General features: G+C 74.0%; 11 protein-coding genes. 7 read left to right on the top strand and 4 right to left on the bottom strand.

Annotated features, from left to right (window positions below):
• Positions 1-33: 33 nt before the first annotated feature.
• Together ACSTA4_RS10415 and aztA are read right to left on the bottom strand one after the other, a co-directional pair.
• On the bottom strand, positions 34-1,284 hold the full coding sequence (locus tag ACSTA4_RS10415; RefSeq protein WP_444963347.1) for an MFS transporter: 1,251 nt from the start codon (positions 1,282-1,284) through the stop codon (positions 34-36).
• A gap of 91 nt (positions 1,285-1,375) precedes the next feature.
• A complete protein-coding gene (aztA, locus tag ACSTA4_RS10410; protein ID WP_444963346.1) occupies positions 1,376-2,065 on the bottom strand; it encodes a zinc ABC transporter ATP-binding protein AztA in 690 nt (229 codons plus the stop codon).
• 63 nt (positions 2,066-2,128) lie between these two features.
• On the opposite strand from aztA, the gene aztB reads away from it, so the two are divergent.
• The 4 genes from aztB to aztD all read left to right on the top strand — a co-directional run bounded on the left by aztB (position 2,129) and on the right by aztD (position 6,455).
• Positions 2,129-3,025 (top strand): zinc ABC transporter permease AztB, encoded by an 897-nt coding sequence (gene aztB / locus ACSTA4_RS10405; RefSeq protein WP_444963345.1) that lies wholly within the window; start codon positions 2,129-2,131, stop codon positions 3,023-3,025.
• Positions 3,015-4,214: an ABC transporter gene (locus ACSTA4_RS10400; RefSeq protein ID WP_444963344.1), complete on the top strand. Its 1,200-nt coding sequence runs from the start codon at positions 3,015-3,017 to the stop codon at positions 4,212-4,214. The genes aztB and ACSTA4_RS10400 overlap by 11 nt, the downstream gene beginning before the upstream one ends.
• Positions 4,208-5,173, top strand: coding sequence for a zinc ABC transporter substrate-binding protein AztC (gene aztC, locus ACSTA4_RS10395; RefSeq protein WP_444963343.1), 966 nt, complete (start codon positions 4,208-4,210; stop codon positions 5,171-5,173). Before ACSTA4_RS10400 ends, aztC begins: the two co-directional genes overlap by 7 nt.
• A gap of 79 nt (positions 5,174-5,252) precedes the next feature.
• On the top strand, positions 5,253-6,455 hold the full coding sequence (gene aztD / locus ACSTA4_RS10390; RefSeq protein WP_444963342.1) for a zinc metallochaperone AztD: 1,203 nt from the start codon (positions 5,253-5,255) through the stop codon (positions 6,453-6,455).
• 238 nt (positions 6,456-6,693) lie between these two features.
• Here aztD and manD read toward each other — a convergent pair whose 3' ends face one another.
• Complete coding sequence (manD, locus tag ACSTA4_RS10385; protein ID WP_444963341.1) at positions 6,694-7,908, bottom strand: D-mannonate dehydratase ManD; 1,215 nt, start codon at positions 7,906-7,908, stop codon at positions 6,694-6,696.
• Positions 7,909-8,344: 436 nt separating this feature from the next.
• Here manD and ACSTA4_RS10380 point away from each other — a divergent pair, with 436 nt between their 5' ends.
• The 3 genes from ACSTA4_RS10380 to ACSTA4_RS10370 all read left to right on the top strand — a co-directional run bounded on the left by ACSTA4_RS10380 (position 8,345) and on the right by ACSTA4_RS10370 (position 12,532).
• Positions 8,345-9,388, top strand: a complete 1,044-nt coding sequence (locus ACSTA4_RS10380; RefSeq protein WP_444963340.1) for a LacI family DNA-binding transcriptional regulator — start codon at positions 8,345-8,347, stop codon at positions 9,386-9,388.
• Between the two features lie 233 nt (positions 9,389-9,621).
• Complete coding sequence (locus ACSTA4_RS10375) at positions 9,622-10,719, top strand: hypothetical protein (protein ID WP_444963339.1); 1,098 nt, start codon at positions 9,622-9,624, stop codon at positions 10,717-10,719.
• Positions 10,720-10,876: 157 nt separating this feature from the next.
• A complete protein-coding gene (locus ACSTA4_RS10370; protein ID WP_444963338.1) occupies positions 10,877-12,532 on the top strand; it encodes a glycoside hydrolase family 10 protein in 1,656 nt (551 codons plus the stop codon).
• Positions 12,533-12,572: 40 nt separating this feature from the next.
• Here ACSTA4_RS10370 and ACSTA4_RS10365 read toward each other — a convergent pair whose 3' ends face one another.
• Positions 12,573-13,145, bottom strand: coding sequence for a suppressor of fused domain protein (locus ACSTA4_RS10365; RefSeq protein ID WP_444963337.1), 573 nt, complete (start codon positions 13,143-13,145; stop codon positions 12,573-12,575).
• Positions 13,146-13,213: the final 68 nt, after the last annotated feature.

The raw sequence follows: 13,213 nt of genomic DNA, 5'->3' as shown, positions 1-13,213 counted from the left end.
TTCGTGATCAAGACCTCAGTACCCACAAACCGGTCAAATACCCCATTTCTCTCGGCTCCCCCGCGTCACCGGGACCACCGCGAGGGCCGCGGCGGAGAAGAGCGCGCTCACCGCGAAGACGAAGGGCAGGCCCGCGAGAGTGATCACCACCGCCATGAGCACCGGCGTCAGGGTCGTGCTGACCGCCTGGAGCCAGTTCTGCGCGGCCAGCGCCCGCCCCGCCCAGGAGGTCCCCGCCGTCTCGGCGACGGCGGTGAAGGTCAGGCCGTTGTGCCACATCGTCAGGACCAGGCAGGCCAGGAGCAACGGCACGGCCGTCCACCCCCAGACCCCCGGCAGCACCGCGAGCAGCACCAGGCAGACCCCCGAGACCGCCGCCAGCCACCGCACCGGGCGCATCCGGTCCCCGGTCCGGTCGGACCAGACGCCCAGCAGCAGCCGCCCGGCCGCCCCGGGCACCTGCGCCACCGCGACGACCGCGCCCGCGGCGGGCGGGCTCCACCCCTGTTCCTGCACCAGGTAGATGACGGCATAGGTCATCAGCGCGATCTGCGGGACGCCGAGCAGCATGCTCACGCCGTGCACCCGCCAGATGTGCCCGTGCCGGTAGGGCGATCCGGCCGCGGGACGCGCGGAAGCCTCGCTGGCCTCGGTGTGCGCGGCGTCGTCGGCGGTGTCCGCGCCCGCGGAGGCGTGGGCCGACTCCGGCGCCGGGGGCCGTCCGGGGGCGGAGGCGGGCATCGCCAGCACGAACGGGACAGCCAGGAGCGCGAGCACCGCCGGGAGGGTCATCGCGCCGACGAACCCCCAGGCACCGGCGGCCCAGGGCAGCGCCAGGGCGGAGAGGCCCACGCCCAGGGGCAGCGCCGACTGGCGGACGCCCATGGCCAGGCCGCGTTCGCGCTCGGAGAACCAGGACAGGACCAGCCGCCCGCTCGCCGCGTTGACCGGGCCGCCGACCGCGCCCACCAGCAGCAGGACCGCGACAGCGCCCCACAGCCCCGAGACCGCCCAGAGCGAGCCGAGCGCGCACGCCGTGAGCACCAGGCTCAGCGCCATCGTCGGCCGCTCTCCGAACCGGTCGATCACCAGACCCCACACCAGGAGCGTGAGCAGCAGGCCGAGCGAGGGCAGTCCGGCCAGCATCCCGGCCTGCGCCGTGGTGACGCCGAAGGCCTCCCTGAGCTGCGGCAGCACGACGGGCACGCCGAACATCGCCGACACACTGGCCACCTGCGCCACCATGCTGACCGAGAGGACGGCCCAGCGGTTCCGTACGAGCACCCGGCCAGCCTAGGGAAGGCTCCGTCCGCGGAATCCACCGCCCCGGACGGCGGCCTCTCCGCCCCGGCCCGGCCGCGTCCCGCCGGTCCCCCTAACGGGATCCGGCGCCCCGCGCCCCCTCCCAGGCCCGCGCGGCCTCCTCCGGCGGCCCCGAGGCCGCGATCCGACCGCCCGCGAGCACCAGGCAGTGGTCGGCGTCGAAGGCCTCGTCGGGGGCGTGGGTGGCGTGCACGACGGTGACCCCGTCAGCGCGGGCCCGCTCCAGGACGCGGCGCACGTACTCGCGCGCGCGGTGGTCCAGCCCGGCCGAGGGCTCGTCCAGCAGGAGCAGGTCCGCCTCCTGCGCCAGCCCCTGGGCGATGAGCACCCGCTGGCGCTGACCGCCCGACAGCTCCCCCAGGCGGCGGTCGGCCAGGTCGGCGACGTCCAGGCGGTCCAGGCACTCCGCGACCACGGCGCGGTCGCGCCGGGTCAGCGGCCGCCAGAACCCCCGGTGGGCCCACCGCCCCATCGCGACGGCCTCGCGCACCGTGACCGGCAGGGCGTCGGGGACGGCGCTGCGCTGGACCACGAAGGCGGGGCGGCCCGGACGCGAGGCCCGGACCCCGCCCCGGCGGACCGCGACCGTGCCCGCCATGAGGCCGAGCAGCGTGGACTTGCCCGACCCGTTGGGCCCCACGAGCGCCGTGACCGCGCCCTCCGGGACCGCCGCGTCGACGCCCCGCAGGACGTCCTCGCGCCCGTATCCGGCGTACACGCCGTCCAGTTCCAGACGGTTCATCCCGCTCCTCACGCTCACCCCGATGTGCAAATGACAATGGTTATCGTTATACAGTGTCCCACTATGGAAGCTCTGTTCGCCCCGTTCGGGGTCGTGTTCGTGCAGCGTGCGCTGTGGGGAGGCATCCTGGTCTCCCTCATCTGCGCCGTCGCCGGGACCTGGGTGGTGCTGCGCGGCATGGCCTTCCTCGGCGACGCGATGTCGCACGGGATGCTGCCCGGGGTGGCCCTGGCCTCCCTGCTGGGCCAGAACCTCATGCTGGGCGCGGCCCTGGCCGCCGGGGCGATGGCCGCGGGCGTCACCGCGCTGGGCCGCTCGTCCCGGCTGTCCCAGGACACGAGCATCGGGCTGCTCTTCGTCGGGATGCTCTCACTCGGCGTGATCCTGGTCTCGCACTCGTCCTCCTTCGCGGTCGACCTCACGGGCTTCCTGTTCGGGGACGTCCTGGCGGTGCGCGAACAGGACCTGGTCCACCTGGGCCTGGCGCTGGCCGCGGCCCTGGTCGTCGCCGTCGCGGGGCACCGGGCGTTCCTCGCCCTGGCCTTCGACCCGCGCAAGGCCGCCACGCTGGGGCTGGCGCCCCGGGCCGCCCACGGCGTCCTGCTCGGCCTGGTCACCCTGGCCGTGGTCGCCTCGTTCCACGTGGTCGGCACGCTGCTCGTGTTCGGGCTGCTCATCGCGCCCCCGGCGGCCGCGGCACTGTGGGCGCGCAGCGTGCCCGCGATCATGCTCGGCGCGGCCGTGCTGGGCAGCGCCGCGACCTTCCTCGGCCTGCTCGCCTCCTGGCACTGGGAGACGGCGGCCGGGGCCACGATCGCCGCCACGGCCACCGCGTTCTTCTTCGCCTCCGCGCTCGCGGCGGCCGTGCGCTCCCGCGGGCGCGCCTCCCCCGACCCGACCCCCGACACCACCCCCGACCACCCCGTACAGATGGAGAGGCCGATGACACATGAGGCGTGAACACCGCACCGGCGCGCTGGGCGCGGCCGGACTGTCCGCCCTCGTCCTGCTGACCGGCTGCGGCGCCGCGCAGGACGGCGCGGAGCAGCAGCCGGAGGAGGAGGTCCCGCACGGTTACGTCGAGGGCGCCGAGGAGACCGCCGAGCCCCAGTCCCGCCTCGTGGTCGCCGACCCCGGCAGCGGAGACGTCCGGGTGCTGGACCTGATCACCGAGGAGACGACCGAACTCGACCCCGTGGAGGGCCTCGACGGCATCGCCGGGGACGGCCGCTTCGCGTACCTGTACTCATCCGACCACCGGATGACCACCGTGGTGGACAGCGGGGCGTGGACCGTCGACCACGGGGACCACAAGCACTACTACCGGACCGGCGTCGGGCTGGCGGGCACGGTGGAGGGCCTGGCCGCGGGCCGGGTCGCCTCAGACACGGCCCTGACCGCGCTGACCGCGACGGACGGCGCCGCCGTGCTCGACCGGGCCGCTCTGGAGGAGGGATCGGTCGAGGAGGCCGCCACTCTTCCCGACGGCGCCTCGGTGGTCCTGCCCTTCGCCGAGCACCTCCTGGTGGCCGGGGGCGATTCCGAAGGCGCGGTCGAGGTATACGACCGGGAGGGTTCCCCCCTCGCGACGCTCGACGCCGCCTGCACCGACCCCCTCGGCCAGGCCGTCACCCGGCGCGGCGCGGTCATCGGCTGCGCCGAGGGCGCCCTGCACGTCACCGAGGAGGACGGGGAGCTCTCCGGCGACTTGGTGGACTACCCCGAGGGCTCGCAGGAGCGGGTCGAGGAGTTCGGGCACCGCCCCGGTTCGGCGACCCTGGCCTCGGTCTCGACCGGCGGCGACCTGTGGGTCCTGGACCTGGCCGAACCCGGGTGGACCGCGCTGGAGCTGGAGGACGCCGTGACCGCGACGGCCGTCGGCGAGGGCGCCCCCGTCCTGGCCCTGACCGGCGACGGGACCCTGCACTCCCTGGACCCGGCCTCGGGTGAGGAACTGGCCTCCGCCGACCTGCTCGACGGCACCGACACCGCGCACGCCCCCGTCATCCGCGCGGACACCAGCCGCGCCTACGTCAACGACACCGGGCGCGGCGTGGTGCACGAGATCGACTACAACGACGACCTGCGCGTGGCGCGCACCCTCGACCCGGGCATCGCGCCGCACCTCATGGTCGAGACGGGATGGTGACCGCCGTGACGAATCCGAAGGCGCTCCTGCGCGCCGCGACCGCCGCCGCCCTGGCCGGGGCCGCCCTCCTCGGCACGGCCTCCTGTTCTCCTTCGGAGAGCGGGGGTGAGGGGATCGTGGTGACCACCAACATCCTGGGCGACCTCACGCGGGAGGTCGTGGGCGAGGAGGCCGAGGTCACCGTCCTGATGAAGCCCAACGCCGACCCGCACTCCTTCGGCATCTCCGCGCGCGAGGCCGCGCTCGTGGAGAACGCGGCGCTCGTGGTCTACAACGGGCTCGGCCTGGAGGAGGGCGTGCTGCGCAACGTCGCCGCCGCCGAGGAGGCCGGGATACCCGCCCTGGAGGTCGGCGCACAGGTCGACCCCCTGGCCTTCTCCCCCGGCGGGGACGCCGCGGACAACGAGGACGAGGGCGAGCCCGACCCCCACTTCTGGACCGATCCCCGGCGGGTCGTCCGGGCGGTCGAGCTGATCGCCGAACACGTCGTCGCCGAGGTGGACGGCGTGGACGCCGAGGCCGTGCGCGCCAACGCCGAGGCCTACACCGCGCAGCTGGAGGAGCTGGACGCGTGGATGGCCGAGGAGTTCGCCGCGATCCCGGAGCAGGACCGCAACCTGGTGACCAACCACCACGTCTTCGGCTACCTCGCCGAACGCTACGGGTTCGAGGTCGTGGGCGCCGTGATCCCCAGCGGCACCACCCTGGCCTCGCCCAGCAGCTCCGACCTCAAGTCCCTGGCCGACGCCGTGAGCGCGGCGGGCGTCGAGGCCGTCTTCGCCGACTCCTCCCAGCCCGACCGCCTGGCCACGGCCATGGCGGAGGAGGCGGGCGTGCACATCGAGGTCGTCCCCCTCTTCTCCGAGTCGCTGAGCGAGGAGGGCGGGGGCGCGGCCACCTACCTGGAGATGATGCGCTCCAACACCGAGGCCATCGCCACCGGACTGCGTGGCGAGTGACCGGGCCACAGCCCCGGCACGACCGCGGCGGCCCCTCCCCCCGCCCGCAGCGGACCCTTCCACCCCGAAAGAGAGAAACGTGAACACCCCGACGAACGACGCGACGACGCGGTTCCCGGCGCGGGCGGCACTGCCCGTGCTGCTGTCCGCTGGACTGCTGCTGACCGCCTGCGGCACCGGAGAGGACACCGGCCAGGAGCAGGGCGGCGAGGAGCAGGCCGCCGCGGAGGCCGTGGTGGAGAACCCGGTCGTCACCACCTACGACGGCGGCCTGTACGTCCTGGACGGCCAGACCCTGGAGGTCGTCCAGGACATCGCCCTGGAGGGGTTCAACCGGATCAACCCGGCTGGCGACGACCGGCACGTGCTGGTCTCCACCTCGGAGGGATTCCAGGTCCTGGACGCGGCCGGCGCGGAGCTGACCGACACCCTCTTCCCCGCCGACACCCCCGGCCACGTCGTCCGGCACGCGGGCAGGACCGTCCTGTTCGCCGACGGCAGCGGCGAGATCACCGCCTTCGACACCGACTCCCTCGGCGACGGCCTGCCCGAGACCGACGTGAGCAGCGCGGAGGAGGCCCACCACGGCGTGGCCGTGGAGCTGGCCGGCGGCGAGATGCTGCTGACCCTGGGCGACGAGGAGGAGCGGGTCGGCGCAGTCGTCCTGGACGCCTCCGGCGAGGAGGTCGCCCGCAGCGAGGAGTGCCCGGGCGTGCACGGCGAGACCACTGCCGAGGGCGAGGCCGTCGTCATCGGCTGCGAGGACGGTGTCCTGGTCTACCAGGACGGCGAGTTCACCAAGGTGGACAGCCCCGACGAGTACGGGCGCATCGGCAACCAGGCCGGGAGCGAGGAGTCGCCGATCGTGCTGGGCGACTACAAGACCGACCCCGACGCCGAGCTGGAGCGCCCCGAGCGGGTCGCCCTCGTGGACACCGCCGCCGGAGAACTGACCCTGGTCGACCTGCCCGCCAGCTACACCTTCCGCTCCCTGGGCCGCGGCCCCGAGGGGGAGGCCCTGGTCCTGGGCACCGACGGCAGCCTGCACGTGATCGACCCCGAGGCGGGCGAGGTCGTGGACAGCATCGAGGTCATGGACGAGTGGCGGGAGCCGCTGGAGTGGCAGCAGCCCCGCCCGGCGCTGTTCGTGCGCGGCGCCACCGCCTACGTGAGCGACCCCGCCACGAAGCAGGTCCACGCACTGGACCTGGAGTCCGGTGAGGTCACCGCCTCGGTGACCCTGGACGTCGAGCCCAACGAGCTCAGCGGCGTGGCGTCCTAGCTTTCCGGACCTCCGCTTCGCTCCTCCCGCGTCGGGGCGGGCGCGCGTCCCCCGCGCGCCCGCCCCGACGTGCGTCCCGGTACCGGGACGCACCGGTCAGGCACAGCGCACCGCGCGCCGGATGGTGCGCGGCGCCGGGCGCGGGCGGGCAAGGCCCGTGCTCGCCCGAACCGGACCCCCGCGAGCTGAGACCGGTCCGAAGAACGGGACCGGGTCCCGCCGGTCCGGAACGGGCGTCTCACCAGTCGTGCATCGAGCCGTCGAGCCTGCGGTTGACCGGCAGGTACCGGGCCTCGTAGGGGTAGCGGGCCGCGGCCTCCTCGTCGATCTCCACCCCCAGACCCGGCGCGTCGCCCGGGTGCATGTAGCCGTCCGCGAAGGTGTAGGAGGTCCGGAACACCTCGCTGGCGGGCTCCAGGTGCCCCATGTACTCCTGGATGCCGAAGTTGGGCACGGTCAGGTCCAGGTGCAGGGCCGCGGCGAACGACACCGGCGACAGGTCGCCCGCGCCGTGCGAGCCGGTGCGCACCCCGTACAGGTCGGCCAGGTCGAAGATCCGCCGCAGGTGCGTGATGCCCCCGCTGTGCGAGACCGACATACGGATGTAGTCGATGAGCCGCTCGGTGATCAGGTGCTGGCAGTCCCAGATCGTGTTGAAGACCTCCCCCACCGCCAGCGGGGTGGTGGTGTGCTGGCGGATCGTGCGGAACGCCTCCTGGTCCTCGGCCGGGGTGGGGTCCTCGATCCAGAACATGCGGTAGGGCTCCAGCGACCTGCCCAGCTGGGCGGCCTCCAGCGGGGAGAGCCGGTGGTGCACGTCGTGCAGCAGGTGGAAGCCGTAGCCGAACCTCTCCCGGACCGCCTTCATCATCTCGGGCGCGAAGTCCAGGTAGGCGGGGGTGTGCCAGACGTTGTCGGTGGGCATCGCCGCGTCGGCGGGCTCGTAGGTGTGGCCGGTGCCGGGGTGGTGCAGCCCGTAGGTGCTCTCCAGGCCCGGGACGGCGGCCTGAACGCGCACCGCCCGGTACCCCTGGTCCAGGAAGCCGCCGACCGAGTCCAGGAGGTCGTCCACGGACCGGCCGCTGGCGTGGCCGTAGACCATGACCCCGTCGCGCGCGGCGCCGCCGAGCAGCTGGTGGACGGGCTTGCCGACCCGCTTGCCGAGGATGTCCCACAGGGCGCAGTCCACGGCGGCGATCGCGGTCATGGTGACGGGGCCGCGCCGCCAGTAGGCGCCGCGGTACAGGTACTGCCAGATGTCGTTGATACGGCCGGAGTCACGGCCCACGAGCAGCGGGCAGACGTGGTCGCGCAGGTAGGAGGCGACGGAGAGTTCTCGGCCGTTCAGGGTGGCGTCGCCGAGGCCGGTGGTCCCGTCCTCGGTGGTGATCTTGAGGGTGACGTAGTTGCGTCCCGGGCACGTCACGATGACGTCGGCGGAGGTGATCCTCATGGGTGCTTCCTCGTGGGTGGGGGTGTACCGCGACACCCGGCGTGACCGGGCCGCGGGGGCGGCCGGACGGTGGCGCGCCCCCGCGGCCCGGGGCCCTGGTGAGCCCGGCGGAGTCGCGCCGCGCTCGCGCCGACTCCCCGTGCTGGCCTGACGTGGTAGGTATATCGTTTTCCCATGCGGGTGTCGAGACCTGGAAAAACCGCTCCCGCTGCGGTAGGGTCCGCCGAAACGTTCGGGTTCATCGTTTTCCCAAGGGCTCTCCGGTACGCGCCGGGAGGCCCTCCACACACCCACTGGTAGCCTGTCCGCGCCCCGGCCCCGCCCGCCCCGCCACACCCGGGAACGGCGGCGCGAACGCGGCGGGGCCCGCCACAGCGAAGGGAGCGGCACTGGTGCGCGAGCAGACCCCCGGCGCCCCGTCCGGCCGGAGGACGCCATGACGGCCGTCCGCGGATCCACCGGCCGCCCCACGATCTCCGACGTCGCCGCGCTGGCGGGGGTGTCGGTCTCGGCCGTGTCGAAGGTGGTCAACAACAAGGGCCGCATCGCCGAACCCACCCGGCGGCGGGTCCTGGACGCGGTGGACAAGCTCCAGTGGTCGCCCTCGGCCGCGGCCGTGGCGCTGCGCGGGGCGCGCACCCGGGCCATCGGCATGGTCTCGCGCCGCTCCCCCGACCTGCTGTCCTACGACCCGCACTTCGGCGTGCTGATCTCGGGCATCGAGCGCGAACTCGCCCCCCTGGACTACGGCCTGCTGCTGCACATCGTGGGTGAGGAGGAGGACGCCGAACGGCGCGCCTACCGGCGTCTGGCCGAGGAGCGCCGGGTGGACGGCGTCATCCTCACCGAGAGCCTGGTCCGCGACCCCCGGTTCGACCTGCTGCGGCGGCTCGGGCTCCCCTCGGTGCTGATCGGCATGCCCTGGCGCGACGACCCGGTCGCCTCGGTGCTCGCCCCCGACCAGGAGCGGGGGCTGGTCGAGGCGGTCCGGCACCTGGCCTCGCTGGGGCACCGGCGGGTGGCCTACGTGTGCGGCCCCGAGGACCGCGTGCACACCGGGTTCCGCCGCCGGATCGTGGAGGAGCAGGTGCGGCGGCACGGGCTGTCCGCCGTCGTGCTGACGGTCCCCGACTTCACCACCGAGGGGGCGGCGGCGGCCACCGACGAGGCGCTGTCGGCGGCCGAGCGTCCCACCGCGATCCTGTTCGCCAACGACATGATGGCGATCGCCGGGATCAGCGCCGCGCGCAGGCGGGGGCTGGAGGTGCCCCGGGATCTGTCCGTCGTCGGCCACGACGGCCTGCCCCTGGGCGCGCTCGTGCAGCCGCGCCTGACCACGGTCGGCCACGACCTGGTGGGGCTCGGGCGGGCCGCCGCGCTGACGCTCGTGGCCGCGCTGGACGGGTCCCCGGCCGACGTGCCCGCGATCGCCCCTCCCGGGCTCGTGGTGCGCGAGTCCACGGCGCCGCCCGGGGTCTGAGCGCGGGCAGCCGCTCCGCTGTCCGCGGGGGCGTCGACCCGCGCCGGAGCGTACGCTCCCGGACGGAGCGGAAACGTTCCCGGACGGGGGTGCGGCGTTCCCGCCCCAGGCGGGATGTTCCCCTCGGCGGTGGAACCCTCCTCAACGGAGGCGGAGACGTTCCGACAGAAGGCGTGGCGTTCCCCCCGGGCCGGGGGAAAGGCCGACAGGCCGGGTCACTAGTGTCTCCTGCCATGGAAACCAGGCATGGTCGGCGGTGGGTCCTCGCGGGCGAACCCCGCCGGGAGGGGCACGGGATCGAGGCGCGGATCCTGCACGCGCGGGCGCGGTCCGCCGGGGACTCCCCCGAGCGGGACGGCTCCGCCTCCTCGGACCCCGGGACGTCCCTGACCGCCCCGCTGCTGCGGGTGGTCGGCCCCCGCGGTCGGCGGCGGGTCGTCGTCGGCCGGATCCGGGTCCGTACCGGGCGCGGCGAGGCCCCGCTGGTCGTCCTGGCCGTGCAGGCGGTGTGGTCGGAGGACGGCGGCTGGCGCCAGGAGCGGCCCGCTGCCCCGAGCCCCGACGACGAACTCGCCGCCTCGCTGGCCGAACCCGCCCACGGGGTCGCGGGGGACGCGCGCTCACGGGCGGTGACCATGGCCAAGGCGTTCGCCGAGTCCTCGCGCAACGAGGTGCTGCGGCTGCGGGAGCTGCGCTACGAACTGGAGCAGCGCATGGCCGACCACCTCGCCGGTCGGGCGGACGGGCAGCTGCGGCCCCTGCTCGCGGCGGCGGTGGAGCTCTCGACCGCCGTCGGCCGGGCACGCGACCAGGCGCTGGAGGCGGTCCGCGCGGGACTGGGGGTCTGGACGTGGGACAGGGCGGCCTACCTGCGCCTGCGGGAGGAGTCGGCCCCCGAGCCGGACGGGGGACCCGCGTGGACGCCGAGGCTGCGCGCGGGCGTACGGCACTGCGAGGCGATGGAGCGCGAGCTGTCCGAGGAGGCGGACCGGCTCCAGGCGCTGCTGGGCGGCATGTCGAGCTTCGCGGTGGCGCAGGGGGCCGAGGCGCAGGAGCGGTTCACCCTGGCCGTCGGGGCCGGGGCGGCGGTGATCGGCCTTCCGGCCCTGGTGCTGGCGCTGTACGGTGCCAACCCCTACCTGCCGCTGGACTCCCTCGACCGCGCCTGGCGGCTGCTGCTGCCGATCGGGGCCACGGCCCTGGCCGCCGTACTCGCGGTCCTGGCGTGGATGCCCGGGACCACCCGGCCCCGCCACTACCTGGTGGCGGTCGGGGCCGTGGTCGCCCTCGTGTCCGTGCTCCTGCTGGCGGGCGCGCTCGTCCCCGTCTGAGGCGGGTGCCGCCTGGGATGGCGGGAGGTTGCTTTTCCCAGACAGATGAGATTCAAACCACCAAAACCGCCCATGTTGTCCAAAACGTTACTTCTTCGCCTACTCTGATGCCCGACGTGACGTCAAACGGATGTCAACGCAGCTCAGAGGAGTTCCCTTGACCCCTGGACGACGAGCCGGCCTCTCACCGCGCTGGCGCTCCCGGTGGGTGGCCGCGGCCGCCGCGTCGGGGCTCATGATCTCCGGATACGCCCTCGTCGGCGCCGCCCACTCCTCCTCCGGCTCCTTCCCCGGCCCCGGTGCGGCCGGATGCGAGGCCGCCCAGGACAAGCGGCAGATGCGCGGGGCGTGGCTGACCACGGTCGGCAACATCGACTGGCCCTCCGAGCCGGGCCTGTCCGCCGAGGACCAGAAGGCGGAGATGGACCAGCGCCTGGACGAGGCGGTGGAGCTCGGCCTGAACACCGTGTTCCTGCACGTGCGGCCCACCGCCGACGCGGTCTACGAGTCGGACCTGGAGCCGTGGTCGAAGTACCTCACCGGCGAGCAGGGCGGCGACCCGGGCTACGACCCGCTGGAGTACGCGGTGGCCGGGGCGCACGAGCGCGGCCTGGAGCTGCACGCCTGGTTCAACCCCTACCGGGTCGGCATGGACTCCGACATCGAGGAGCTGGCCGAGGACCACCCGGTCAGGGAGCACCCCGACTGGCTGGTGCGCTACGGCGGCGAGGGCTTCCTCGACCCGGGCAGGCCCGAGGTCCAGGAGTGGGTGACCCGCGTGATCATGGACGTGGTGGAGCGCTACGACATCGACGGCGTGCACTTCGACGACTTCTTCTACCCCTACCCCAAGGACGGCGAGGAGTTCGACGACGACCGGACGTGGGAGGAGCACGGCGACGGCTTCGAGGGCCGCGAGGACTGGCGGCGCGACAACGTCAACGAGTTCGTCAGCGGCGTGCACGAGCGCATCGAGGAGGCCAAGCCCTGGGTGCGCTTCGGGATCTCCCCGTTCGGCATCTGGCGCAACGCCGAGAACGACCCCGCCGGGTCCGACACCTCGGGCCTGGAGTCCTACGAGGCCCAGCACGCCGACACCCGCGCCTGGATCCGGGAGGGGATGGTCGACTACGTCGTCCCGCAGCTGTACTGGGAGCGGGGCTTCGACGCCGCCGACTACGAGGAGCTGCTGCCGTGGTGGGCCGAGCAGGTCGAGGGCACGGACGTGGACCTGTACATCGGCCAGGGCGCGTACCGGGTCGGTGACCGCAACTGGACCGGCGAGGACGCGCTGAGCACCCAGCTGGACTACTCCTCCGACCACCCCGAGGTCGACGGCGACGTCTACTTCTCCTTCAAGTCCCTCACGGGCGTGGCCGAGGAGGCCTACGCGCACCTGGCCGACGAGCACTACGGCGACCCCGCCCTGCCGCCCCTGGCCGGAGGGGACCGCGGGGGCGAGTCCCTGGCGGGCCCGGTGGACGACGTGACCGCCGAGGTCGCGGACGAGCACACCTCGGTGGAGTGGGAGCGGGTGGAGGACGCGCGCTTCTACGCCGTCTACCGCCTGGACGCGCAGGAGGCCGCACGGGCGGACTCGGGCGATCCGGAGGAGTACTGCGAGGTGCTCTCGTCCGACAACCTCGTGGGCGTGACCGGCGGGACCTCGCTGGAGGACTCCGACCACACCGCCGAGGACGCCGCGAAGGCCGAGGAGGGCGGCGAGGAGTCCGGTTCCGCGTACGTGGTCACCGCGCTGGACGACTACCGCGTGGAGGGTCCGGTCGGCGGGATCGCCGACCCGCGCGGCTGACCCCGGAGGCGGGGGGCGGTTCACACCGGACGGGGTCGGCTCACACCAGCGGGGCCCGGTCGTCGTCCAGCACGTTGACGCCCTCCGCCTCCAGGACCTCCTCGAAGGCGTCGAGCGACTCGGCCGCGACGAAGGCGGCCTCGCTCCGGTGGACGGGGAGCAGCCACAGGAACCTCGCTCCCCCGGCCTCGGCGGACGCCCACTCCAGCGCGGGCCCGTGGGGGTAGGGCAGGCTCACCAGCAGGTGGTCCATGCGCGAGCCCCGCGTCCACGGGCGGCCCACGTCGATCACCGAGCCGACGCCGAGCCGGTACTCCTCGAAGGAGTGCAGGTGGCTGACCATGGCCAGGGTCTCGGCGTGCTCCTGCTCCGCGGTCGGCGACATGAGGAAGAACTCGGTGCCGCCCTCCGCCTCGTGGACGGACGAGCCGACCGTCACGTAGGTCCAGCCCTCGCCCGCGTTCCGGGGCGCCACCCGGTAGGTGGCGAAGCCCGGGACCCGGTCGAGGATGGGCCCCTCCTCCCAGGTGGCGGGCTCCACGGCGTGGCCCTGCCAGAACTCCCGGACGTGGCGTTCGAGCGCGCGGATCCGCGCGTCCTCCCCGGTCGTCAACGAACCCGACCCCTCGCTGTGCCTTCGGCCGCCAGGGGGCGTCGCCCTCCCGAGGCGCCCGATATACG

The organism is Nocardiopsis sp. M1B1 (assembly GCF_052466615.1).
This window is presented reverse-complemented; position numbering and strand designations above follow the sequence as displayed.